Source organism: Halomonas sp., from assembly GCF_029263665.1.
Lineage (GTDB): Bacteria > Pseudomonadota > Gammaproteobacteria > Pseudomonadales > Halomonadaceae > Halomonas.
In genome coordinates, this window is the sequence record NZ_JAJUFQ010000008.1 from 1 (window position 1) to 24,925 (window position 24,925).

General features: G+C 57.8%; 23 protein-coding genes. 6 read left to right on the forward strand and 17 right to left on the reverse strand.

Translation table 11 applies throughout. The features are described from left to right. The 13 genes from Q1K07_RS10145 to Q1K07_RS10205 form a co-directional block, all read right to left on the reverse strand. The coding region (locus Q1K07_RS10145; RefSeq protein ID WP_300310394.1) for an aldehyde dehydrogenase family protein at positions 1-723 on the reverse strand (723 nt) is incomplete at its 3' end. Positions 724-828: 105 nt separating this feature from the next. Beyond that, positions 829-1,770 (reverse strand): amidohydrolase family protein, encoded by a 942-nt coding sequence (locus Q1K07_RS10150; RefSeq protein WP_300310396.1) that lies wholly within the window; start codon positions 1,768-1,770, stop codon positions 829-831. Between the two features lie 10 nt (positions 1,771-1,780). Continuing rightward, positions 1,781-3,061: a TRAP transporter large permease subunit gene (locus tag Q1K07_RS10155; RefSeq protein ID WP_300310398.1), complete on the reverse strand. Its 1,281-nt coding sequence runs from the start codon at positions 3,059-3,061 to the stop codon at positions 1,781-1,783. Further along, entirely contained in the window at positions 3,058-3,648 is a 591-nt protein-coding gene (locus Q1K07_RS10160) for a TRAP transporter small permease (RefSeq protein ID WP_300310400.1), read from the reverse strand. The genes Q1K07_RS10155 and Q1K07_RS10160 overlap by 4 nt, the downstream gene beginning before the upstream one ends. Before the next feature lie 75 nt (positions 3,649-3,723). Beyond that, positions 3,724-4,719, reverse strand: coding sequence for a TRAP transporter substrate-binding protein (locus Q1K07_RS10165; protein ID WP_300310402.1), 996 nt, complete (start codon positions 4,717-4,719; stop codon positions 3,724-3,726). Positions 4,720-4,776: 57 nt separating this feature from the next. Then, positions 4,777-5,754 carry an amidohydrolase family protein gene (locus Q1K07_RS10170; RefSeq protein ID WP_300310404.1) on the reverse strand — a complete coding sequence of 326 codons (978 nt, stop codon included), beginning with the start codon at positions 5,752-5,754 and terminating at the stop codon, positions 4,777-4,779. A gap of 22 nt (positions 5,755-5,776) precedes the next feature. Beyond that, on the reverse strand, positions 5,777-6,799 hold the full coding sequence (locus Q1K07_RS10175) for a TRAP transporter substrate-binding protein (protein WP_300310406.1): 1,023 nt from the start codon (positions 6,797-6,799) through the stop codon (positions 5,777-5,779). 75 nt (positions 6,800-6,874) lie between these two features. Then, entirely contained in the window at positions 6,875-7,873 is a 999-nt protein-coding gene (araD1, locus tag Q1K07_RS10180) for an AraD1 family protein (RefSeq protein ID WP_300310408.1), read from the reverse strand. A gap of 7 nt (positions 7,874-7,880) precedes the next feature. Next, positions 7,881-9,053 carry an L-rhamnonate dehydratase gene (locus tag Q1K07_RS10185; protein ID WP_300310410.1) on the reverse strand — a complete coding sequence of 391 codons (1,173 nt, stop codon included), beginning with the start codon at positions 9,051-9,053 and terminating at the stop codon, positions 7,881-7,883. A 45-nt stretch (positions 9,054-9,098) separates the two neighbouring features. Continuing rightward, positions 9,099-10,094 (reverse strand): 4-hydroxythreonine-4-phosphate dehydrogenase PdxA, encoded by a 996-nt coding sequence (locus tag Q1K07_RS10190; RefSeq protein ID WP_300310412.1) that lies wholly within the window; start codon positions 10,092-10,094, stop codon positions 9,099-9,101. Positions 10,095-10,104: 10 nt separating this feature from the next. Beyond that, the gene (locus Q1K07_RS10195) at positions 10,105-11,388 is read right to left on the reverse strand and encodes a TRAP transporter large permease (protein WP_300310414.1); all 1,284 of its coding nucleotides are present in this window, start codon (positions 11,386-11,388) and stop codon (positions 10,105-10,107) included. After that, positions 11,385-11,939, reverse strand: a complete 555-nt coding sequence (locus Q1K07_RS10200) for a TRAP transporter small permease subunit (protein ID WP_300310416.1) — start codon at positions 11,937-11,939, stop codon at positions 11,385-11,387. The genes Q1K07_RS10195 and Q1K07_RS10200 overlap by 4 nt, the downstream gene beginning before the upstream one ends. Before the next feature lie 67 nt (positions 11,940-12,006). Continuing rightward, the gene (locus Q1K07_RS10205) at positions 12,007-12,996 is read right to left on the reverse strand and encodes a TRAP transporter substrate-binding protein (RefSeq protein WP_300310418.1); all 990 of its coding nucleotides are present in this window, start codon (positions 12,994-12,996) and stop codon (positions 12,007-12,009) included. Between the two features lie 326 nt (positions 12,997-13,322). Between Q1K07_RS10205 and Q1K07_RS10210 the strand changes: the two genes are divergently transcribed. Next, on the forward strand, positions 13,323-14,054 hold the full coding sequence (locus Q1K07_RS10210) for an FCD domain-containing protein (RefSeq protein ID WP_300310419.1): 732 nt from the start codon (positions 13,323-13,325) through the stop codon (positions 14,052-14,054). Between the two features lie 6 nt (positions 14,055-14,060). On the opposite strand, the gene Q1K07_RS10215 is transcribed toward Q1K07_RS10210, so the two are convergent. Beyond that, a complete protein-coding gene (locus tag Q1K07_RS10215) occupies positions 14,061-15,266 on the reverse strand; it encodes an ROK family transcriptional regulator (protein ID WP_300310421.1) in 1,206 nt (401 codons plus the stop codon). 212 nt (positions 15,267-15,478) lie between these two features. Between Q1K07_RS10215 and Q1K07_RS10220 the strand changes: the two genes are divergently transcribed. The 3 genes from Q1K07_RS10220 to Q1K07_RS10230 all read left to right on the forward strand — a co-directional run bounded on the left by Q1K07_RS10220 (position 15,479) and on the right by Q1K07_RS10230 (position 19,390). Continuing rightward, positions 15,479-16,249, forward strand: coding sequence for an SDR family oxidoreductase (locus Q1K07_RS10220; RefSeq protein ID WP_300310423.1), 771 nt, complete (start codon positions 15,479-15,481; stop codon positions 16,247-16,249). A gap of 233 nt (positions 16,250-16,482) precedes the next feature. Then, the gene (locus tag Q1K07_RS10225) at positions 16,483-17,889 is read left to right on the forward strand and encodes a sugar porter family MFS transporter (RefSeq protein WP_300310426.1); all 1,407 of its coding nucleotides are present in this window, start codon (positions 16,483-16,485) and stop codon (positions 17,887-17,889) included. 169 nt (positions 17,890-18,058) lie between these two features. Continuing rightward, entirely contained in the window at positions 18,059-19,390 is a 1,332-nt protein-coding gene (locus Q1K07_RS10230) for an MFS transporter (protein ID WP_300310428.1), read from the forward strand. Here the strand turns inward: Q1K07_RS10230 and Q1K07_RS10235 are convergent. Then, on the reverse strand, positions 19,380-20,291 hold the full coding sequence (locus Q1K07_RS10235) for a LysR substrate-binding domain-containing protein (protein ID WP_300310430.1): 912 nt from the start codon (positions 20,289-20,291) through the stop codon (positions 19,380-19,382). The genes Q1K07_RS10230 and Q1K07_RS10235 overlap by 11 nt on opposite strands. A gap of 137 nt (positions 20,292-20,428) precedes the next feature. Between Q1K07_RS10235 and Q1K07_RS10240 the strand changes: the two genes are divergently transcribed. Beyond that, positions 20,429-21,661 (forward strand): MFS transporter, encoded by a 1,233-nt coding sequence (locus Q1K07_RS10240; RefSeq protein ID WP_300310432.1) that lies wholly within the window; start codon positions 20,429-20,431, stop codon positions 21,659-21,661. On the opposite strand, the gene mntP is transcribed toward Q1K07_RS10240, so the two are convergent. Next, positions 21,621-22,205 carry a manganese efflux pump MntP gene (gene mntP / locus Q1K07_RS10245; protein ID WP_300310435.1) on the reverse strand — a complete coding sequence of 195 codons (585 nt, stop codon included), beginning with the start codon at positions 22,203-22,205 and terminating at the stop codon, positions 21,621-21,623. The genes Q1K07_RS10240 and mntP overlap by 41 nt on opposite strands. A gap of 344 nt (positions 22,206-22,549) precedes the next feature. After that, positions 22,550-23,788, reverse strand: coding sequence for an amino acid deaminase (locus tag Q1K07_RS10250; protein ID WP_300310438.1), 1,239 nt, complete (start codon positions 23,786-23,788; stop codon positions 22,550-22,552). A gap of 271 nt (positions 23,789-24,059) precedes the next feature. On the opposite strand from Q1K07_RS10250, the gene Q1K07_RS10255 reads away from it, so the two are divergent. After that, the gene (locus tag Q1K07_RS10255) at positions 24,060-24,923 is read left to right on the forward strand and encodes a MurR/RpiR family transcriptional regulator (RefSeq protein ID WP_300310440.1); all 864 of its coding nucleotides are present in this window, start codon (positions 24,060-24,062) and stop codon (positions 24,921-24,923) included. Positions 24,924-24,925 lie beyond the last annotated feature (2 nt).

Consider the following 24,925-nt stretch of genomic DNA (forward strand, 5'->3'; position numbering starts at 1 on the left):
ACCGGTGAAACCAACGGCCTTGATGCGGGGATCGGCGACCAGCGCCTGGCCGACTTCACGACCGGAGCCGTAGAGCAGCGAGAACACACCTTCCGGCAGTTCGCACTTCGCCACCGCACGTTGCACGGCACGGCCGACCAGCTCGCTGGTGCCGGGATGGGCGGAGTGGGCCTTGACTACCACCGGGCACCCGGCGGCCAGGGCAGAGGCGGTGTCGCCGCCGGCGACCGAGAACGCCAGCGGGAAGTTGCTGGCGCCGAAGACCGTCACCGGCCCCAGGCCGATATGACGCTGACGCAGATCGACCCGCGGCAGCGGTTGACGCTCGGGCAGGGCTGGGTCGACACGCACATCGAGCCACTCGCCATCGCGTACCACGCGGGCGAACAGGCGCAGCTGGCCGCAGGTACGGCCACGCTCGCCTTCCAGGCGGGCACGTGGCAGGCCGGATTCCAGCATGGCGCGCTCGATCAGCGCATCACCGATGGCCTCGATCTCGCTGGCCACGGTCTCGAGGAAGGTGGCGCGTTCTTCCAGGCCGGTTTCGCGATAGCGATCGAAAGCCTGCCAGGCCAGTTCACAGGCCTGTTCGACCTCAGCCTGGCTGCCACCGGGGTAGCCCGGCTCTAGCGTCTCGCCGGTGGCCGGGTTGATGCCGTGAATGGGGCGGCCAGAGGCCAGTACCGCCTGGCTGCCGATCAGTTGTTTGCCTTCAAGTTGCACGTTGCTGCTCCGCTTGGTTGCTGAATTTGATGGTTGCTGAATTTGATGGTTGTTGAATTCGTTTGTTGCTGAATTCGATGGTTGCTGAATTCGGTTATCGTGAAATCACAGGATATGTGAGGCGGGAACAGTCCCTGCCAACCGGTAGATGCGCACGGCATTGTCATGCAGGATTGCCTGACGAGCGTCCGGTGCGGCATCGGCGATGGCCTGTTCGACCATCGCCAGCCAGGTGGCGTAACTGACATTGAGGCCAGTCACCGGGAAGTTGCTGGCGAAGATGCAGCGCTTGGCGCCGAAGATATTGATGGCCTCGGCCAGCACATCGATATTGCGCTGCTCATGCCAGGTGACCATGGGGCTGCCCAGCTCCGAAAGCTTGACCGCGACATTGGGATTGGCGGCCAGCGCGCGCATGCCCTCGCGCCAGTGTGCCAGGCCTGGTTCGCTGCGATCCCAGGGCAGGCCGGTATGGTTGAGGATCACCCGCAGCGCCGGTGTTTCCTCCAGCACTCTGGCGGCATCCGCGAGGTGCCAGGCGGGCACGCGCAGGTCCCAGCTCAGGTCGCGCTCCTCGAGCATACGCAGACCGCGAGTCCAGCCCGTATCCTGCAACGAGCCGCTGGCCCCCAAGGTGCTTTCGTACTGGTCCGGGCGAGCGGCGGTGACGGGCTTGGCACGTACACCACGAAACAACGCGGAACGCATCTGGCGCTCGAGCTGCGCCTCACAGGCCGCATCGGCGAAAGCCACCCAGCCCACCAGTGCGCTGGGCAGCTCCTGCTCCTTCGCCAGCCGGGTCAGCCACTCGGTCTCGACGTCCGGTTCGCCGCGCGCCGATTCGGCTTCACAGTGCACCGTGCCTGCCAGACGATAGCCGGCCGGAATCTGATGAAGCAGATCGGTCGGCAGGAACGGCTGGCGAATCCGGCTGTAGTCACCGAGGAAGAAGTGGCCATCGACATCATCTTCCAGCCACGGATAATGCACACTGCCATCCAGTGCCCAGAAGTGATGATGGCTATCGATCAGCGCTTGTTCACTCATCACGATGTCCTCAGCCCGCCAGCCAATACAGCGGTGCGGTAATGATCTGTGGGAAGGCCACGAACAGCAGCAACAGTACAAGATAGGCCAGCATGAACGGCATGACACCGGAGACGGCCTTCTCGAACTTGAGCTGGCCAACGCTGGTGATGACATTGAGCACATTGCCCACCGGCGGCGTGATCAGGCCGATCGCACAGTTGAGCACGAACATGATGCCGAAATAGACCGGATCGATGCCGGCGATTTTCACGATGGGCATCAGGATCGGCGTCAGCACCAGGATGGTTGGCGTCAGATCCATGACCATGCCGACAATCAACACGATGGCCATGATCGCCAGCATCAGCAGGCGGGGGTTATCGGCCAGCGGTGTCAGCATGTCCGCCACCAGCATCGGCAGCTGGGCAATGCTGATCAGCCAGGAGGCAACACTGGCTGCCGCCACCAGAAACATGACGATGGCCGTGTTGCGTGCCGCCTGTACGAGGACGTCATAGAGCCCGGAGAGGTCCAGCTCACGGTAGACCAGTGTGGAGATGATGATGGCATAGACCGCTGCGACCACACCGGCCTCGGTGGGAGTGAACACCCCGGTCTTGATCCCGCCGATGATGATCACCGGCAGCAGCATGGCCCAGAAGCTCTTGCGCAGTGCGCGCAGGCGCTCGGCGCCGGTGGCCTTCTTCGCTACCACCAGGTCTTCCTTGCGGGTGATCAGCATCCAGATCCCCACCAGAGTCACGCCCATGATCAAGCCCGGTACGATACCGGCCAGAAACAGCTTGCTGATCGAGATGCTGCCCGCGACACCGATGATGATCAGCGGAATCGAGGGTGGAATGATCGGCGCGATAATGCCGCCGGCAGCCATCAGCCCCGCCGAGCGGCCCTGGGGATATCCCGCCTCACGCATCATCGGCAGCAGCATCGAGCCCAGCGCGGCGGTATCGGCCACCGCCGAGCCGGACAGGCTGGCCATGACGATGGCGGCGAAGATGGCGACAAAGCCCAACCCGCCCTTGCGATGCCCCACCAGGCTCATGGCCAGCATGACGATGCGCTTCGACAACCCGCCCCGTGACATGACCTCACCGGCGACCAGGAAGAACGGTATCGCCAGCAGGGTGTAGCTGTCGGCGCCATTGACCAGGTTCTGGGCGAGGATCTGCGAATCGAATAACCCTAGATGCAGCATCAGCACTACAGCGCTGACCAGCAACGCAAAGGCAATCGGTAGGCTCAGGCCAATCGAGGCCAGCAGTGAGGCAAGAAACAGACCAATGGTCATGACGAAACCTCCTGTGCTCGATCTTGAGACGACTCTTGTGCCAGCTCTTGAGACGGATCTTGAGACTGGGGCTGCCTGAGCAGATGCCGTGGAGCCAGCAGACGAAACACCAGCAGGATCGACATCAGTACACCGGCAATCAGTCCGGCGAGATAGAACACGCCCACCGGTACACCACTGATCGGCGACAGATTGGTCCAGTTGAGCAGCGTTTGAGCGTAGCTGCCCTTGACCAGCATCAGGCAGCAACCCAACATCACCAGCGTCACCAAGCGACCCAGCAACGCCTGCACTGGGGCCGGTAGACGATCGGAAAAGGTGGTGACGCTGAGGTGTTCATGGCGCATCAACCCCACCACCGTGCCAATAAAGGTGACCCAGACAAACAGGAAGCGCGATAGCTCGACACTGACCGAGATACCGCTGTTGAAGCCATAGCGCAGCACCACATTGGTGAAGACCAGCGCAATCATGGCGACCAACGCCAACACCATCAGTAGATTCAGGGCTCGCTCGGTCTGGCGCGACAGGCAGCCAAGGGCTGCCTGAATCGAACCTTTCCGAGATTGAGTCGCGGTATGAGGCATGAAAATGTCCTCCGGATAAGAATCAGAGAAGCACTGAATAAATGTTGCGAGCGTAGCAGTGTATTCAGTGTTTCATCAGCGGCTTTCGGCCAGCGCGGCATCAAAGGCACTCAGCGTCGCCTCGCTGATCTCGGCACGATGCTTCTCGATCACCGGCATCAGTCGCTCGCGCATCACCTGGCGTTCTTCCAGCGAAACCTCATTGATGCTCATCTGATCCTGCAGGCGGGTCAGCAGGGTATCGTTGAGTTCACGACTGACCTGGCGCTGATAGAGCGTGGCCTCCCGCGATACATCACGCACCAGTTGCTGCTGTTCCGTGCTCAAGCTATCGATGAAGCGCTTCGAGGCAATCAGTACCTGAGCGTCATAGGCGTGGCCCGTCTGGGACAGGTAGCGCTGAACCTCGTAGAAGCGCTTGCTGTCGATCACCGTGAAGGGGTTTTCCTGACCATCCACAGTGCGGGTTTCCAGCGCGGTGAACAGTTCATTGACCGGCATCGGAATGGCGTTGGCCCCCAGGCCGTTGAACATGTCGATATACAGCTCGTTCTGCATGGTGCGAATCTTCAGTCCGTCGATATCATCGGCGGTCTCCACCGGGTGACGACTGTTGGTGATATGGCGGAAGCCATTGTCCCAGTAATCCAGACCAACGATGCCCTTGTCGGCGAGGCTGTCGAGCAGCGCGCGACCCGCCGGACCATCCAGTACGGTGTCAACCTGGGCCGCATCGTCGAACTGGAACGGTAGACTGATCACACTGAAATCCGGATTCAGGCTGGCCAGGGTGGCGGTGGATGGCACATTGAATTCCAGGGTTCCGGCCTGCAGCATCGACGCCAGATTGACGTCGTTGCCGAGTACGCCATTGCCAAACACCTGGACCTCTATCTCACCGTGGCTCTGCTCAGTCAGCAACTCGGCAAACTTGCGTGCGCCCAGCGTCTGCGGGTGGCTGTCCGGCAGGCTGGTGGCGATCCGCGCGGTGATTGCCGCCAGCACATCGGCACTGGCCAGAGCAAGGCCGAGGGCCAATACCGTTGCTGGTAGGATGCGAGATACGTTCATTGGGCATGCTCCTTATTTTTATGATTATTCAGTTCCTGGTTCTGGTTTTGGTTGTGTTTATAACGGGGGTTCTGTTGATAACGAGTAGCAGCGCCTGGCGTTATCGCAGAACAACGCCAGGCGCTGCTCGGGAGTGAGTTCGGCACTGAGCTGCTTGAAGGCGGTGAACAATGCATTGAGATCGGTCACCAGGCTATCCACCGGGAAGTTGCTGGCAAACATGCAACGCTCCGTGCCCATCACCTCGAAGGCGGTGTGAATCAGCGCACGGTTGTCTTCGATACGCCAGGGCTCACCCGCCATGCCGATCCCCGACAACTTGAGCATCACCTGGGGAAAGGCCGCGACCCGACGCAGCTGAACCTCCCAGCCACGCAGGGTTTCTGGGTCGCGATCTCCCGGCACACCGGCATGGTTGATCACTACCGGTACCTCGGGATGACGTTCGAGCAATGGCACCAGTTCATGCAGGTGCCACCAAGGCACCTGCAACTCGAAAATCAGCCCATGGCGCGCCAGTGCCGCATAGCCCCGCTGGTAGTTCGGGCAGCTCAAGGAGCCTGGCAGGGACTCGGCCTGATCGAGGCGATACTCGCTGCGCGGCAGACAGGCGGGTTTGTGACGTACCCCCTTGACCATCGGCCACATGCTCAGGCGTGCCAGTTGTGCCTCGACGTCCTGATGATCCAGCCAGGCCTGAGCGACCATGGCGTTGGGCCAACCATCTCGCTGGTGCAATTCATGAATCCAGCGCGCTTCGGCTACCGCTTCCCCGGTCTGCCACTCCGCTTCCATGTAGACACAGCCCATGACCCGGTGCGTACCACACAACTGCCGGTATTCTTCGGGCAGAAAGGGGCGACGGATCGCGCTGTAGTCGCCATAGCGAAAGGCGATCATCGGCTCATCGCACAACCAGGGATGGTAGTTGGCCACGGGGTCCCAGAAGTGCAGGTGTGCATCAATAATCGGTAGATCCCGATCATCGCCGCTGTCGAGAAAGCGCTGACGCCACGACTCGAGTTCGAGTGTCATCGAATATCCCTCACTCTGCTTATTACGCGGTAGGGCGCGCCGCTTCGATGGCATCGATCAACTCGGTGCCGTACTTCTCGGCAAAGCTGGCCTGCACCGGTTCGGCGACGATCTCGCGCATCGAGGCGCGGTCGGGATTCTCGACCACCTGCATACCCTGCTCCTCGAGGAACTCGAGATCACCGGTCAGGCGGTCGGCGAGCTCTGCACGCTCGAACTGCGCAGCCTCGATGGCGGCATCCATCAGCAGTTGCTGCTGCTCAGCACTCAAGCTGTCGAACTTCGCCTTGTTCATCACCAGGGGGGCGGCCGTGTAGGCATGAGCGGTCAGCGACAGATAATCCTGTACCTCGTATAAATTGGCCGAGCGAATCAGGCTGACCGGATTTTCCTGGCCGTCCACGGTGCGGGTTTCCAGGGAAGTGAACAGCTCGGTGAACGGCATCGGTGTCGGGGTGGCGCCCAGCGCTTCGAAGGCGGCGATATGTGCCGGATTGGGCGTGGTGCGCAACTTCAGACCTTCGATGTCTGCCGCGCTCTCGACGGGATGACGGGAGTTGGTCAGGTTGCGGAAACCGATCTCCCAGAATGCCAGTCCCTTGAGCTCATGCTCGCCGAGCCGGTCAAGCAGCGACTGGCCAATCTCGCCATCCAATACGGCATAGGCATGCTCATAGTCATCGAACAAAAACGGCAGGTCGAGCACATTGAGCTCACCCACCAGACCGGTGAAGTAGGGATTGCCGGTCAGCACGATATCCACCTGACCACCCCGTGCATTGGCCACCTGGGCGCTGTCGCTGCCCAGCTGACCATTGGGGAATACCCGTACCTGCAACTCACCGTCGCTACGTTCGTTGACCAGCTCGGCAAAGTACTCCGCCGCCTGGTGCTGGGCATCTTCCACGGGATGGGTATGGGCGAAATTGAGCGTGGTGGCCGCCATGGCCGTCAACGGCATGGCGGCCAGGGCCACGGTCAGGGCCGCGAAACGGGTTGCATGATTGATGACATCAAAGGGGATTACATCAAGGGGCTTTCTCATTATTGTTACCTCGATCATGAGAGGCTCTCCCGGCCGTTCAGGGCGGGAGAGCATCGGCACACGGATTATTCCTCTCTACAGCGCACCCATGGAGCGCGGTAATTTTTCCTCTTCCTCCTGAATCAGCGGGTTACGCAATGGCCGGCCAAAGGCGGGAATCTCGATCTCGAAACGATCACCGGGCTGCACCTGAACCTGATCGGCGAAGCTCAAGGTCGCCGTGCCGAAGAAATGCACATGAACATCACCAGGGCGGCGAAACCCTTCATACTTGAAGTGGTGATGCTCAAGATTGGCGATGCTGTGGGACATGTTGCCCTCACCGGTCAGGAAAGGCTTCTCCCACAGTGTCTCGCCGTTGCGGGTAATACGGCTGGTGCCTTCCAGGTGTGCGGGTAGATCACCGATCAGCAGTTCCGGGCCAAAACTGCACTGACGCAGCTTGGAATGGGCCAGCCACAGGTAGTTCTGCCGCTCGACGACGTGATCGGAGAACTCATTGCCCACCGCGAAGCCCACCCGCCACGGCAAGCCATCCGCTCCTACCAGGTAGAGCCCCACCAGTTCTGGTTCCTCACCGGCATCCTCGGCAAAGGCGGGTGCCGACAGCGGAGCTTCTGGCGCCACGACCCAGTCGCCATCGCCCTTGTAGAACCACTCTGGCTGCACACCGATCTCACTGGGCCCCGGTCGTCCCGCCTCGACGCCCATATTGAACATGCGCATCGAGTCGGTCAGCTCGGAGTCATCGGTTTTCTGAGCTTTCGTGTGCATCGCCGAACGGGTGTCGGCACTGCCCAGATGGGTCAGCCCGGTTCCAGTGATCAGGCAATGCGCCGGATCGGGATGGGTCAGTGGCGGCAGCAAACGTCCTTCGTCGATCAGCGGCTGATAGTCGATCAACTCATCATCCAGGCGTACCTCGACCACCGCCGACAGCTTCTGTCCGCTGTCGATGGCAATCCGCGCCAGCGCATAGACACCGCCCTCGATACGAATGGGTCTGACCGCATCATCGCTCTCGACCAGAGCCGCACGCAGGCGCCCTTCGTCCAGGTATTGAATCAGTCGCATGGCCGCCTCACTCGATGATGTTGAACTGGTCGAAGTACTGCTCGTTGAGCTCGAGACCCAGCCCCGGCACATCGTCATCAAGATCGAGGAAACCATCCACCGGCTCTGGATCGCCCTTGAACAGGTAGTAGAACAGCTCGTTGCCGATCTCGACGTCATGCACCGGGAAGAACTCGGACATGGGCGAGGCCAGTGAGGCCATGGTCAGGTGATAGTTGTGCATCTGTCCGGCGTGAGGAATCACCGGCACGCTGAACGACTCGGCGATAGCGTTGATCTTGCGCGCTGCCGTGATGCCACCGACGCGGTTGGTGTCGTACTGAACCACCGACACCGCGCGCTGCTCGAGCAACTGACGGAAGCCATAGTGGGTGAACTCGTGCTCGCCACCGGAAATCGGGATGCTGGTCAGCTTGTTGAGTTCGACATAGCCATCGATGTCGTCAGCGATCACCGGCTCTTCCAGCCATCGCGGCTGAAAGCGCTCCAGTTTGGGCAGGATGCGTTTGGCGTACTCCAGGTTCCAGCCCATATAGCATTCGAGCATCAGGTCGATGTCCTCACCGATGACCTCACGCACCGCCGCCACACTGTTGAGGTTCTCGCGGACGCCCTGCGGGCCGTCCTTGGGGCCATAGCCGAAGCGCATCTTCATCGCCTTGAAGCCCTGGTCGAGGTAGGACTGAGCCTCACGCTGCATCTCGTTCAGGTCGGTGCGATAGAGCTTGGAGGCGTAGCAGGGAATCTTCTCCTTGGTGCGCCCACCAAGGAGTTTGAACACTGGCTTGCCCAATGCCTTGCCCATCACGTCCCAAATGGCGATATCAACACCGGAGATCGCTGCCATGCCGATGCCCTTGCGGCCCCAGGCATGGGTCGAGCGATACATGCGTTGCCACAGGTATTCGTAGTCGAAAGGATCCTGGCCAATGACCAGCGGTGTCAGGTACTGGTCGATGATGGCCTTGGCGATACGTGGTGCCAAGGCCACATTGCCGAGGCCGACAATGCCGCTGTCGGTCTCGACTTCCACGGTGGTCCAGCCGTGAAAACGGAAGGTGCCCATGGAATCGCCCCGGTCCCACAGCTCATCCATGGCGTTGGAACAGAAGTGTGGCTGTGGTGGAACCGTATGTCCTTTCCACTCGAAAACCCGGGTACGAACGTTGGTTATTTTCATATTGTCGTTCCTTGATGTCGCCTGCTCAGGGGGGAAGTTGGCGGCTTACTGCGAACACATGGCCTTGACCAGATTGAAGGCATTGCGGGTTGGCGTGAGATTGGCCTTGCCCTGGCCGGCGATATCGAAGGCCGTGCCATGCGCAGGAGAGCCCACTGGCAGGGGTAGGCCACCGAGGATGGTGACCCCCTTGTCGAAGCCGAGCATCTTGATGGCAATCTGGCCCTGGTCGTGGAACATGGTCACTACGGCATCCAGTTCGCCATCACGAGCCTTGAGAAACACTGTATCGGCAGGGAAGGGGCCCACGATCGGATAACCTTGGCTGCGGCACTTCTCTACGGCAGGCGCAATGATGTCGATTTCTTCACGGCCGCAGGTGCCGCCCTCGCCGGCGTGTGGATTGAAGCCCGCCACGGCCACGCGGGGAGCGTCGAAGCCAGCCTTGCGCAGTGTGTCGTGGATCAGAGTGGCGGCGGAGATGATACGTTCTTCGGTGATGTAGGTATGCGCGTCCTTGAGCGGCACATGCGATGAGATACGCGAGGTCCACAGGGTTCCCAGCGTGTTGAACTCACTGAAGAAGTCAGTCACTCCCAGCTTGTTGACGAACCAGTGCAGCTCATCCTCGTGGCCCAGCCCACCCAGCTTCATGGCGTACTTGTTGAGTGGCCCGAAGCAGATACCATCAACCTCTCCAGCCTTGTAGCCCTCGATGCAGCGATCCAGCACCGCGAGCACGGAAGCGCCTCCATGCTCATTGGCTTCGGCATAGGCGGTTTGTTCTTGCGCCACGGTATCCATTTCCAGGAACACCGGAGTGTCGTACTTGCGAGCCTCGGTGAAGGTGGTGACTTCGGGTAGCTCGATAGTGACGCCAGCCACACGTTGTCCTTCTTCCCACAGCCAGCGGTCACCGATCAGGACAGTATGGGTATCGGCAAAGACCTCATTTTCAGCGAACAGCTTGGCGATCAGTTCCGGACCAATACCACCGGGATCGCCCAGGGTGACGGCAATGACAGGTGTGTTGTTATGCATGTTGTTTTCCTTATCCGTAGAAGACGTTGACGAGGCTCATCGGGATGGCTGGTACATAGGTGACCAGCATCAGCACCAGGAACAGCACGAAGATCATCGGCAGGTTGACTTTGGTGGTCTGCCACATATCGGTTCTGGCAATCGAGCAAGCCGTGGCCAGTACTGAGGCCACTGGTGGTGTCTGCTGACCGATGGCCAGGTTGAGGGTCAAGATCAGGCCGAAGTGGATCGGGTCGATACCGATCTGGTTGATTAGCGGCATGACGATCGGTACCACCAGGATGATGGCGGCAGCACCGTGCAGGAACATGCCCAGTAACAGCAGCAGGATGTTGAGCAATGCCAGTACTGCTACGGGATCGCTGGTAATGGACGTGATCTCGCTAGCCAATTGCTGCGGTAGCTGCATTTCGGTGAGGAACAGGCCGAGAATGGCAGAGGTAGCGACAAGCAGCATCACGACGGCGGTCTGGATCACACCTTCAATAACCGCACGGTAGAGGATCTTGAGATTGAGCTCGCGATAGACCAGTCCACCGATGACCAGTGCGGCAAGGACTGCAATGCCAGCCCCCTCGGTTGCCGTAACGAAACCGCCGAAGATGCCACCCAGAATGATGACAGGCAGCAACAGCGCCCAGAAAGCCTCCTTGAATGCCTTGCCGAGGCGTGACAGCGAGAAGGCTTCCTCACGCGGCAGATTGTACTTCACTGCATAGTAGTAACAGGCGCCGGCGAGACCCACACCGCCCAGAATGCCGGGGATGATGCCCGCCACGAACAGCTTGACGATGGAAGTATCAGCGATGGCGCCATACAGGATCATCGACAGCGACGGCGGAATGATGATCGCCAGCGAGGCCGACGATGAGGTAATCGCCGCCGAGAAGTTAGGGTTGTACTTTCGCCGCTTCATCTCCGGAATCAACACCGATCCAGTTGCCGCAACATCGGCCACCGCTGAGCCTGAAATTTCGGCGAAGAACATCGATACGCCGACATTGACCATCGCCAGGCCGCCGCGCACGAAACCGACCATGGCCGAGACCAGGTTGATCAGACGCATCGAGATACCAGAGGTGTTCATCAAGGCTCCTGCAAAGATGAACAGTGGAATGGCAATCAGCGGGAACTTGGTGGCACCGTTGAACAAGGTCAGCGGTATGTTGACCAGTGCATCAGCGCCCATGTAGAAGAAGGCGCCGACGACACCCACCACCCCAATGGCCACGGCAATTGGCACATTGATCAGGACCAACGCGAACAGTGCCGCAATCACTATCAACAGGGTCATGAGCGGTGCTCCTTGAGGTCTTCTTCGGCAATGCGAATCGCTTCTTCGATGGCTTCTTCTTCACTGTCGATACCGGAGCGCATCTTGTGCCATGCCATGGGCATGCTGAGTAGCTCGCAGACAATGAACAACGCCGCACTGATCGGGATGACCGACTGGGTGACATCCAGGCCAATGGATGGCAGCGACACCAGTGTGTCCCAGGCCAGTACCTCGAGTACCTTGTAGCCGTACCAGGCGACTACCGCGAAGAAACCCACCACGATGACTTCCGAGAGCATGAACAAAGTGCTGCGTATAGCGGGGGGGGCACGTGACACTATTCCGGGGAACCCCATGTGGGAGCGCTTTAGTGCTGCCAGACAGGCGCCGTAGAAACTCAGCCAGGCGAGGTTGATCGAGGCCACTTCGTCGTACCAAGGCAGAGAGCCGCCAAACATGCGCAGGGCTACCGCTGTCAGCACGGTAATGGTCAGGGCCAGTAACAGCCCCACAGTAAAGACTTCCAGCAGCCGTTCGAGGACCCGGCGCAACTGATCGATCGCTGGCATCGCATCTCTCCCGTGCGCGGTTGCCATAGAGGGCGCCTTGCTGGCGCCCGCATGCGTTGTCATTGACTCACTCCTCTGCCAGTGACAAGGCTCGGTCGATCAACTCCTGACCGCCTTCCACCTGCTCGGCATAGGCCTCGTACACAGGGCGACTGGACTCGACAAAGGCAGCGCGATCCACCTGATTGACCTGCATGCCTGCATCTTCAAGAGTGGTGACCAGCTCGTTATCCAATTCCAGACCCTTGGCCAGGGCCCACTGCTGGGTTTCGGCTGCCGATTCCTGGATAGCGCTCTGTACATCGTCAGGCAGTGATTCCCAGCCTTTGGCACTGGCCGTCAGCCAGATCGGCGAGTAGACATGGTTGGAGAGAGAAAGGTAGTCCTGTACTTCCTGAAACTTGGCCCCATCGACATTGGAGAGAGGGTTCTCTTGCCCGTCGACGACTCCAGTCTGCAAGGCGACGAAGACCTCGGAGAAGGCCATCGGCGTGGGGTTGGCGCCCCAGGTCTTGAACATCAGTGTGCGCCACTCGCTCTGCGGGGTGCGGATCTTCAGCCCATCCAGGTCTTCCGGTACATTGATCGCCCGTTTGCTGTTGGTGATCTGGCGGAAGCCATTCTCCCAGGTCGAGACAAGGTGCAGGCCTTTTTCCTCGGCATCCTGGGCCAGGTCAGTCATGACGATGTCCTTGTCGATGCGCAGCAGGTGGTCGCGGTCCTTGACCAGGAAGGGCAGATCAAACAGCGCGAAGCTCGGCGCAACAGTTGGCATGATCGAGGAGATGCCCGCCAGGTCGACGGTGCCCAGGCGCAGTTTCTGCAGCAACTGCCTTTCATCTCCGATTTGACCACTATGGTAATACTCGACCTGATGGGCATCGCCCAAGCGTTCCTGCAATAGGTCAGTGAAGTGCTGTGCTGTCAGGCCTTGAAGACTGTGCGGAGTGCCGCCGATAGCAAACACGATCTTGTCGGCCAGGGCAGAAGTGGAAAAGGTTGCCAGCAGTGGAGCGATCATCAGTGCTGAAAGCTTGAGCGACGTGCCTCGTTTCATTATGCGTCTCCTGAGTCCATCTGTGTTATTGGGTTTGTGGTGCAACAGAAGGAGGTCTGGTCTGGTGGTAGGATTACCAGACCAGTTTGTGAGGTATAATCTAGATAGTGTTTTGTCGAAGGGTCAAGCGGAAATATCCTGCTCCCTCTTTTGAGGGATGTGCGTATCTCGCGCTTGGTGTGTATACGAAACATGGCCATAAGATGATATTTTCTTCAGTTCATGACGTGGGATTGAGGTTGGATCAATAAGTGGACTAGTATTTAGACCAGTGGGGGGCGAATTGTGGACTCGGCTATGCATAAGGAACGGCACAGGGGACTGACATGCAAACTACTGCCTTCGCGTTCGAAAAAACGCTGACCAACAAGACCAAGAAGGACATCCTGGCCGAAAAGCTGGTGGGTATGATCCTCAATGGATTACTGCGCGATGGTGATGTGTTGCCAAGCGAGCGTGAGCTATCTCAGCTGTTTGGTGTCAGTCGTGAGACAGTGCGTGGTGCCATTTCTCAGGTCAGTGCTTATGGCCTGATCAATGTTTCTCACGGCAGCAAGACAAGAATCTGTGCCAGCGAGAGCGATCTTGTTACCTACCGCAAGCGCGAGGTAGATGACAGTAGCTACTTCGCCAATCGCTTCGACATCGATTCCGTATTTGAAAGTCGTTTTGTGGTTGAAGCTGCTATTGCGCGGCGCGCAGCGATGAACATCGACGACAGGGGGATTCAGGCGCTGGAAAGTATGCTGGAGGCCCAGGCGGGCATGTTTGATGCCCCAGTTCTCCACTTCCAGCTGTCGGATGAAAGCTTTCACAAGCTGATTTCGGAGTATGCGCGCAATGAGATCCTCGCCGGTTACTCCGAGGATCTGTTTGGCTTTGCTCTGAAGATTCGCCGCCTGATACTGCAGGAACCAGGTGGTGTCGAACAGAGTTATCGAGAGCACTGCCATATCGTTGATGCACTTAAGCAGCGTGATCCTGATGCTGCTGAACGCGCCATGCTGGCTCATATCGATAGCATCTACCGTACGACCCGGGAAAAATTGGTCAAGTAGGCTGGCCTATACCAGATCGTTGCTGCCATGAATGACGGTGGCCAGTACTTGTGCTGCCGCTCCGCGGGCAGCAACAAAGGTGGCGTCATCGAGTATGCGCAGACGTACCTTCTGCCCATTGCCGAGCAAACGGTTCTGATTGGCTGCGAAGTAACGTTGGGCGGGAGCAAGAAAGGCAGGGCCCAGTTGCACCAGGGAACCTCCGAGAACAATTTCGGCAGCATTCTGGGTATGGTGCAGGTTGAGCAATAGAATGCCCAGGGTTTCACCCGCTCGCCTCAGAACGTATTGAACGTCTTCATCATGCTGCCTCGCGCTTATCGCATCGACGAGGTTGATGTCTTCAGCAATCCCTAGGGCCGCGCGGATTGCCCAGCCACTGGCAAGAGTCTCTGCACAACCTCTGTTTCCACAATGACAATATTGGCCATTGGGTTGTAGTACCGTGTGTCCAATCTCTCCGGCTAATCCCTGTGCTCCCCGGGAAAGCTGGGGAGGGCTCTGATCCGTCACCATCCCTCCGCCGATGCCTGTACCAAGGCTGACGTAAGCCAATGAATGAGGAATATTGCCGGTACGAAAATAGAGCTCACCGAAGGCCGCGGACTTGGCCTCGTTGTCCATCAGCCAGATGCTTGTGGCCTCGGGAACCAAGGGACGTATCAGATCCAGAAAGCGAACATCCTGCCAATTCAGGTTGGGAGCCAGGCGCAATACTGGGGCTGCAGGGTCGACAGGACCAGGAAGTGCGATGCCAATACCCAGGCAATGACGATCAGCCATGCTGGGGCGTGCCTTCAGTTCCTTGAGCAACTGGGCCAGGGTATGAGCGGTTGCTTCAGGGGACGCCGGAAGAACCTGCTCGTGGTGGGACTCGATGATGTTGCCAGACAATGTGCAGGCGACCAGGCGCAGGCCATGTACACCCACTTCTGCACCGAGTAGGGCGAAGTGTTCGTCGTTGAGATGCAAGGCGCGTCCGGGACGCCCGCCACTGCTCTTGTGCAGTTCTCCCTCACTCAGCCAGCCTTGGCCCAGCAGCGTCTGCACACTGTTGCCGACGGTCGCTTTGGTGAGCTGGGCTTGGGTGGCGATATCGGCTCGGGTCAGGCCGGGGGTCTGACGAATCATCTCAAGGATGGCGCTGCGGTTGAGCCGCTTGAGATAATGCAGGTCGCCCGTTCGGTGGGGCGGCAAATAAACGATAGACATTGATGCGTGGGTGCCTTCTGGTGCAGGCCGAAGGAAATAGCGCTACCGGCTGTCCTCAAGAATCGAATATCAAGCCTACCCGGTTTTGCTCAGGATTTCTGCTTCTATACCAAGGTCTGATTGTGAAGGTTGGGCAGGATTTCTCATGCTGTTGTTAGTTTAGAAAGAAAACTAAGACTAAGCATATACATGCAAAGATGGGTGGAGACTGTATGGGTAATCTGGTGGCGCAATATCCCAGCCTTGAAGGCAAGGTGGTGCTGATCACCGGCGGTGGTAGCGGCATCGGGGCTGAGATGACTCGGGCCTTTCACCGTCAAGGAGCCCGAGTGGCCTTCATTGATATCGATGATGCTGCCAGTCAGGCGTTGGTGGAAGAATTGAAGGCCGAGACGGGCAGGGAGCCTTGCTACCGGTCCTGCGACATTCGGGATATCACCGCCTTGCAGACCGTCATCGCTGAACTGGGTGAAACCCTGGGGCCGATCCAGGTGCTGGTCAACAATGCCGCCAATGATGACCGCCATCGCTGGGATGAAGTGGATGTCGCTTACTGGGATGAGCGCATGTCACTCAACCTGCGGCCGATGTTCTTTGCTGCCCAGGCCGTTGCCCCGCAGATGATCGCGGCACAGGGTGGTTCGATTATCAATCTCGGCTCTGTCAGCGTACGCATGGCGCATGCAGACCTGTCGGTCTATGTCACGGCCAAGGCGGCGATCCATGGATTGACCCGCTCATTGGCCAGGGAACTGGGTGTGCACAATATTCGCGTCAATACCATGGTCCCGGGCGCTGTCATGACGGAACGCCAGTTGCAGCACTGGATCGGACCGCAGGAAGAAGCCGACATCCAGGCTCGCCAGTGTCTGAAAATGCGCCTTGAACCCCAGCATGTCGCTCCCTTGGCGTTATTCCTGGCCAGCTCTGACAGTGTGGCGATCACTGCTCAAGCGTTGCCCGTCGATGGTGGGTGGGCATGAGGGCCGGGGGGGGCGAAGAGCGACAGCGACAGAAGAAGGGTGGCAGAACATGGAAACACCTCTTCTGGTGTGTCAGGGCAAAGAGGTATGCTTAATTAATTCATTAAATTAACTAAGGTGCTGATGCATCTATCGATAACACGCCATCCATATAGCGATTAGGAGCACAACAATGACAATGTCTGCCTGGTCTCTGAACCTGAGCGAAAGTGCCTGTGTCGAGGAGGCTACCGGTGAACAATAATCCGTTTCTCGGCCAGTCTCTCTATATCTTCATCATCTGCTGCATCGCGGCCATTGGAGGGTTTCTCTTTGGTTTTGACAGCGGTGTCATCAATGGCACCGTTGATGGTCTGCAGTCTGCTTTCAACTCCGATAGCGTAGGCACCGGCTTCAATGTGGCATCCATGCTACTCGGGTGTGCCATCGGTGCCTTCTTTGCCGGACGCCTGGCGGATCGTTTTGGGCGCAAGGCTCTGCTGATCGTGGCGGCAGTGTTTTTCATCGTCAGTGCCTGGGGATCGGGTATTGCCGCTGGATCGCTGGAGTTCATCATCTATCGAGTGATCGGTGGCATGGCCGTCGGCGCAGCCAGCGTGATGACTCCGGCCTATATCAGCGAAGTTGCACCGTCTGCCTACCGTGGCCGGTTGGCGACGATCCAGCAAGTTGCCATCATTGGAGGGCTGTTCATGGCCTTCCTCAGCAACTATCTGTTGGCCAAGCTGTCTGGTTCTGCCGTCTCGGGGTTGTGGTGGGGATATGCCACCTGGCGCTGGATGTTCTGGGTCGAACTGTTGCCTGCCGGAATTTTCCTGTTGGCATTACTGTTCATCCCTGAAAGCCCGCGTTATCTGGTCAGTCGTGATCGCCAGGAAGCTGCCCGGAGGGTGCTCAGCCTAGTGATGCCGGAAGACCGTGTGTCGGCCAAGCTGCAGGAAATAGAGGCAACCTTGACGCGTGATCGCGCACCACGCCTGGGTGATGTTATCAATCGTGCCTCCGGACGCTTGCATGGCATCGTCTGGGTTGGCATCGGTCTGGCAGTTTTTCAGCAACTGGTAGGCATCAACGTCGTCTTTTATTACGGTGCAGTGCTATGGCAGTCGGTCGGGTTCTCTGAAGGCGATGCGCTGTTGATCAATGTGATCTCGGGGGCGGTGAGCATCGGCGCTTGCTTGATTTCCATTGCCTATGTCGATCGTATTGGCCGCAAGCCGCTATTGTGGATGGGGTCGATCGGTATGACCATTACCCTGGTATGCCTGGTATATGCTTTCTCCACAGCGTCCATGGTGGATGGCGAGGTGCGCTTGAGTGACGATATGGGAACTCTGGCGCTGTTCGCCGCCAATGCTTATGTGTTCTTTTTCAATGCATCCTGGGGGCCGGTCATGTGGGTGATGCTCGGCGAGATGTTCCCCAACCAGATGCGTGGCTCTGGCCTGGCGATTGCTGGTCTGTGTCAATGGCTGGCCAATTTCGCCATTACCATGACCTTTCCGGTCTTCCTGTCCAGTATTGGCCTGTCGGGTGCCTACAGTTTCTATGCACTTTGTGCGGTGCTTTCTGCCTACTTCGTACATAGGTATATCAAGGAGACACGCGGCAAGGAACTGGAAGACATGCGTTATGAGTAATACCAGCCTGCATCAGTGAAAAGCCGGATGCAGTGCTACTGAAATCCTTTTAGACCGAGTCCACGTCGTGTGATGAGTGGGCTCATTTTTTATAGCAGGCTATCAGTTAGTTTGATGTGTAATCCTTCATAAACGGATAGAATCAGGCTTTGTTTTGTCCTGGTGTTCCATGCCTACTGATTTCGAGACCGTCCATCCTCGTTCCGATGAACCCTTGTCGCTACGTCGACAACCGGGATTCCTGGGATTTCTGCTGTCACGCTTGTTCGCAGTGTTCGCGATGCAAATCCAGGGCGTGGTCGTTGCCTGGCAAGTCTATGATATCACTCGTGATCCTATTTCCCTGGCTTATGTAGGGCTGGCTCAGTTCTTGCCCATGGTGGCGTTGTTGCTGCCGGCGGGGGATCTGGTTGATCGTTTCTCTCGCAAGCGCATTCTGCAGTTGAGCTGGGGAGTGCAGGCGGTATGCAGTGGCTTGTTCCTGGCGCTCTCCATGTCGGGGACCGAGCGAGTTGTCCTGTTCTATCTGGTACTGGTGCTGTATGGCTGTGCTCGCGCCTTTACTGGCCCTACCTTGCAGAGCATCCTGCCGAATATCGTGCCTCGGTCGCAGCTGGCCCAGGCGATTGCCATCAACAGTTCGATCATGAAGGTTGCCGTCATCGGCGGGCCGCTACTGGGCGGACTGCTCTATGCCTTTGGTGGCAGTCTGGCCTATGCGGTATGTCTGGGGGCCTATGTACTGGGGCTGATACTGCTTTCGCCAGTACCGATGCGGTATGCACAACAGCATGAAGCGCTCAAGCAGCAGATGCTGGAATCCACGGCCTGGCGTCGCTTCACGGCGGGAATCTCCTATATTCGCCACCAGCCTATCGTGCTGGGGGCGATTTCTCTGGATCTGTTTGCCGTATTGCTGGGAGGCGTGGTGGCCCTGTTGCCGGTTTATGCTCAGGAAGTGCTGCATGTGGGGCCGGAGGGGCTAGGCGCGCTACGTAGCGCTATTGCCGTTGGTGCTTTGCTGATGGGGCTTTATCTGAGTACGTACGGCATCAAGAGGCATGCAGGATTCGTGATGTTTGCCGCGGTGGCGGTATTTGGCATTGCCAACCTGGTATTTGCTCTCTCGACGATATTCTGGATCTCCTTGTTGGCCATGCTGGTGGCTGGTGCAGCTGACATGATCAGCGTGAATGTGCGCACGTCATTAATCCAACTGGCAACGCCCGATGAAATGCGTGGCCGGGTTTCGGCCGTCAATATGCTGTTCATCGGTTCATCCAATGAGCTGGGTGAATTCCGCGCGGGCACCATGGCCTCCTGGTTTGGTGCTGTGCCTGCTGCGCTGATTGGCGGGGTGGGGACACTGGCTGTTGTCGGGGTCTGGGCAAGACTGTTTCCGGCATTACGCCAGGTAGATCGCTTTGATGAAGCTTCCCTGGAAGCCGCGTTGAAGGCATCTCCCCAGGCACGGCCATCACAGGATGCCGTTAGCCGCTAGGTGAAACTTCGGCGCCTACATTGAACTGATCCAGCAGCCAGTGCTTCAGCAGCCGGGCAGCCGGACTGAGTGGCTGCTGCCTGGGATGCACAAGGTAATAGCCCTTGTCCTGGGAAAGACTCTGCTCGAATGGCGCAATCAACTCGCCATGTTTCAGCTCATCATGAACCAGCAAGGCGTTGCTCAGCACCAGGCCCTGACCTCGTTTGGCGGCATCTATAGCCAGCAGAGCCTGATCAAACTGCAGTGCACGAATGCTGTGCTTGGCATCGGCCTCAAGGGTTGTGCATTGCTGTAGCCATTCCCTCCAATCGACATAGGTGCTGATATTTAAGAGCACGGCTTTGGCAATGTCATTGGGCTCTTTCAGCTGCATGTGATGACAATAGTCGGGTGAACAAAATGCCTGAACCTCATCGTGGTGCAGCAAGCGAGTTTCCAGATCATTATCGTGTCCATCGAAATGGCGGATGGCAAGGTCCACGGCTTCATTATGAAAATCCACCGGGTGGCTGACCGAATTGATGCTCAAGTCGATGCCTGGGTGGGTGGCGATGAAGCAGCCTATTCGCGGCCCCAGCCACTTGGCTGCCAGCGCCGGGGTCAAGGACAGGCAGACGCTGTGACTATCACGTTTTCGGCAGGCTTCGCTGGCCCGGCGAATCTGATGCAGTGATGGGGCAATGCGGGCGTAATATTCCAGGGCGCTTTCCGTTGCACAGACTTGCCGCACCTCGCGCTGGAAAAGTGGGTAACCGAGCCAATCCTCAAGCTTGCGAATCTGCTGGGACACGGCGCCGGGGCTGATGTTCAGCTCCTTCGCCGCCTGCTTGAAACTGGCATGGCGCACACTGGCTTCGAAGGCCACAAGAGCACGTAGCGGGAGATAGGATATCGACATCTAAGGTGTCCCTGAGACTGGTACAAACGGTGTATAGGATAGTTTTTCTTATCTATAGGGAAGTATTAATCGTTTGTAAGGCAGTTAGCCAGCTATAAAAATCAACATCATGAATCTTTTCCCCTGACGAGGTTGCGATGTTTCATTCCATGAGTCGTGCCAGCCTGCTGCTGGTGATCAGTGGTTGTCTGTTGCTGATGTTGTCTTTTGGCTACCGTTCGGGCTTTGGCTTGTTCGTGCCGCCACTTACTGCAGCCAATGGTTGGTCCAGGGAGACCATTTCCATGTCGCTGGCTATCCAGAATATTGTCTGGGGAGTTCTGGCTGTATTTGCAGGAGGGCTGGCGGATCGTTTTGGTACGCGCAAAGTGATTGTGGCGGGCGCCTTGCTGTATGCCGCAGGCATGTGGCTGATGGCGGGTGTCGATACTCCTTGGTTGCTCAATACATCAGCCGGTGTGTTGGTGGGGGCGGGTGTCGCCGGCACAGCGTTCGGTATCGTTCTGCCTGCCATGGCCAAGGCGGTGGATGAGTCGCGTCGCCAATGGGTGCTGGGGGTAGGAACCGCGGCTGGCTCAATGGGGCAATTCGTGGTCGTGCCGGTAGTGCAGCAATTGATCGATCATGTCGGTTGGATCAGTGCTCTGCAGGTCCTGGCCATTTCGGCGTTTGGCATGATGCTGTTGGCCTTTCCTCTGGCCATGAAGAATGAGGAAAGCCAGGTGGCGGTAGGGCAGCCTGAACAGACTCTGCGTCAGGCCTTGATGGCTGCGTTGAAGTACCCATCCTTCATGCTGCTGGTGATGGGCTTCTTTGTCTGTGGTTTTCAGATCGCCTTTGTCACAGCCCATATGCCGGCGTTTCTCCAGGATAATGGCTTCAGTCCTGATGTCGGTGCGTGGGCGATCGCCGTCATCGGCCTGTGCAATGTCGTAGGGGCCTACATGGCGGGTATCCTGTCAGGCCGTTATCCCAAGCGGGAGGTGCTGGTGATCATCTATCTGGTGAGAGCCCTGGCGGTAGCGGTATTCATGTTGATGCCCTTGAGTCTTACATCGGTGCTGGTGTTCAGTGCGGTAATGGGCTTTTTCTGGCTGGCCACTGTGCCGCCGACATCGGGGCTGGTCGCGGTGATGTTCGGTACTCGCTACATGTCACTGCTCTATGGTGTGGTCTTCCTTGGCCATCAGCTTGGTAGCTTCTGCGGAGTATGGCTTGGCGGAATGCTCTACGATCAGACCGGCAGTTACGATGTGGTCTGGTGGATGGGGGCTTTGCTGGCGGTCATGGCGGCATTGGTTCACTGGCCGATCAAGGAATGGAGTGCCGTCAGAACAGCGCCGGTTCCGTCAGGTGTTGATACAGCGTGATACAACCGATGCCGGCCAGAATGAGACCACCGATGATTTCTGCTCGCTGACCCAGCGCCGAGCCCATACGATGGCCTACCATGATGCCGATGGTGGCCATCAAGGTAGTGGCAGCACCAATTGCCAGGGCTGCAATCCAGATATTGACACTCATGAAGGCCAGGCCGATACCTACCGCCATGGCGTCGAGGCTCGTCGTGATGGCGGTTGCAATGATCAGCCACCATTTGGTTGACCCGTTGCTGATGGGAACCCTATCGTCATCGCTGGCGGGTCTCAAGCCGGCATAGATCATCCGTCCTCCCAGCAGCAACAGCAGCGTGAAGATGACCCAGTGGTCCCAGTCCTGGATGACCTGGGAAGCACCGAGTCCGAGCAGCCAACCGATGACAGGTGCACAAGCTTCGACAACACCGAACAGCAATCCGGTTTTCAGCGCGCAGGTGAAGCGTGGAGCATTCAGGCAGGCTCCCTTGCTCAGCGATGCGGCAAAGGCGTCTGTCGACATCGAGAAAGCCAGCAAGGTAGTGGACAGCGCGGACATGGCATCGAACCCTGATGTGAAAAGTTGGCGCGAGAAAATACTGAAATTCTATCTTCGGTTATTGCTTTAAATAGCATTTTTAACAGTGTTGGATGCTCGCTGAAATGAGCACCGTCAAGGGAGATGTTAAAGCAGGATTTTCTTACGTCAACTCTTTGCTTTGGTTGGGTTTTTTAGTGGGTGCGAAGATTTATAGGCGAGGCTATAAGTCATGCGTTGAGCAATGTAATGCTCCACGGTATTGCCGAGATTTTAATATCTGTCTTTTAAATAAGAAGTGCGCCTTATAAACACATACCGCCCCTAAGTTGGGGCGGCATGTATTGACTCGCTGAAAGGACGCTTTAAAAACAGGTCTTCCAGGTATCCAGTACTTGCAAGGTCTCATCCACCAGGTGGATCTTGCGCCACTTGTCGAAGGTCATGCAGGGGTGGGAGGTGCCAAAGGCAATGATATCGCCGACCTGAACGTCTTCTGCGTGTTGCGGAAGCTCGATGAAGGTGTGTTGATCCATCAACTTGACCACTTTCCAGTCATCCACAGATAGCGGGGTGTCGGTATTGCCACCTTCACGGTAACGCACCAGGGCTTCCGGTAACAGGTCGATGCCGATGTCACGCTTGCCCATGGCAATAATGGCAAGGCCGGGCTCCGGCAGTGACTGAACCTGAGCGTAGACCTCCAGGGCCGGGCGCAGGCCTTCGTGAAGGTCTGGGCGCCGTGACAGTACGCCTTTCTGAGCTTCACGATAGACACCGTGGTCATGTACGACATAACAACCTGGGCGCAGAACTGGCGTGAAGTGTCCTTCCAGCCCCCCATCACGGAAGGTTTCGGCAATCAGGTCATACCAGGCGGAACCTGAGGCCGTGACAATGGGGGACTCCACATCCACCAGTCCTTCCTGGGCAAGACGCTTGACGTTGGCGACCAGGCGTTCGGCATAGGCACGAATTCCTGCAATCGGGTCATCGCCATGGACAACCCCTTCATAACCTTCAAGGCCTGCCAGCATCAGTCCTGGTAAATGGCGAACCTGGCGGGCCAGCTCCGTGATGGCCTCGTCATCGCGACAGCCGCAGCGGCCGCCATCGATACCGACCTCGATCAATACCCGCAGTGTTACCCCCGCCTTGGCGAAGTATTCGCCGAGGTCAGCGACATTCTCTGCACTATCTACTGTGACATACAGCTCACACCCGGCTCGGATCAGGTCGGCTGCAATGGCCATGTTGGCATGTCCGACCAGTTGGTTGGCGACCAGCAGGCGAGTGACACCTTCAGCAAAGGCGGCACGACATTGGGGCAGGGTAGCCAGAGTGATCCCCCAGGAACCGGCAGCGAGCTGACGCCGGAATAATTCCGGGGTCATGGTCGTTTTGCCGTGGGGCGCCAGATGAGCCTGGTGCTGTTCGGCAAAGTTCTGCATCCAGGCCAGGTTATGAGCCAAGGGCTGCTCATGGATGACAGCAGCAGGCAGGCTGACATCCGTCAGGAGATCACGGCCGGTTTCCAGTGTGCCTTTGTCCAACGTGTCTTTGCCTAGAGAACCTGAGAATTCAGAAGTGGAATGGGGCGCCATGACGGTCTCCTGTGGATGGCGGGGCACTCATCCTGCGCTGATGCCTGGTGATAGGCAAGCAGCTCGGGGCAGAGCAGCCTCACACTTTTGTATAAAACTAACAATTTTTTGTGGATGTTTGATAGAAACTAACATAGCTTTGGTAGTGTGATCTATTACCCGGTGTGCTTGTCATCCACTCAGTACTTGGCATTGACAGTACTTGTCATTGAGCGCTGAGCTGACATGCCCTCCGCCGATGAGCCCGCTGCCAATTGTGTATGAATACGCCATGACTCAACCGACCGACATTCTTTCTGCCATCACTTCCTGCGTCGGCACCTTGAGCGATTCAGAGCGCAAGGTCGCGGAGCTGATCTTTGAAGATATCGATGTGGTGGCAGAGGCAAGTATTACCGATATCGCCAAGCGAGCATCGGTCAGTGAGGCCACGGTGACCCGTTTTGCCCGTTCCGTGGGGTGTACTAATGTACGGGACCTGAAATTGCGTCTGAATCGGGCCTTGGCCGCTGGGCGGCGCTTTATTCAGGATGCTGATCCTGATGATGGTCTTGGGGTGGTCTATGACATTGCCATCCAGACATTGGAACTCAACCGGGAGCTGCTGCTGAGCGCAGATGTTGCCGGGGCCGTCGAGCGTCTCGATAACGCTCGCCAGATCCTGGTGTTTGGCTGTGGTGGTGGTTCCAGCGTAATGAGCCAGGAGATGCAGTTTCGCCTGGTGCGCCTGGGATATGCGATCAGTGCCTATCCCCATGGCTTGCTACCGCGCATGGTAGCGGCAACCCTGGACCCGGCCGATGTGGTGGTGGTGTTGTCAGTATCGGGTTACACCCCGGAGATGGTGGAGTCTGCCCAGATTGCCCGGCATTACGGTGCCCAGGTGATTGCTATCACCGCTGTCGGTTCACCTCTGGCAAGTAACGCCGATGTGGTATTGCCGATCGCGACCCGAGAAACCGATTTTATTATTCACCCCTCCGCTTCCCGCTATGCACTGATGGCAGCCATTGATGTGCTGGCCCTGGAACTGGCCATACGCCACCGCGATCAGGCACGTGACAAGCTGCGTCGGTTGAAGATTGCTCTGGATGACCATCGCGGTGGCGACAATCGACAGCCGTTGGGCGATTGAGT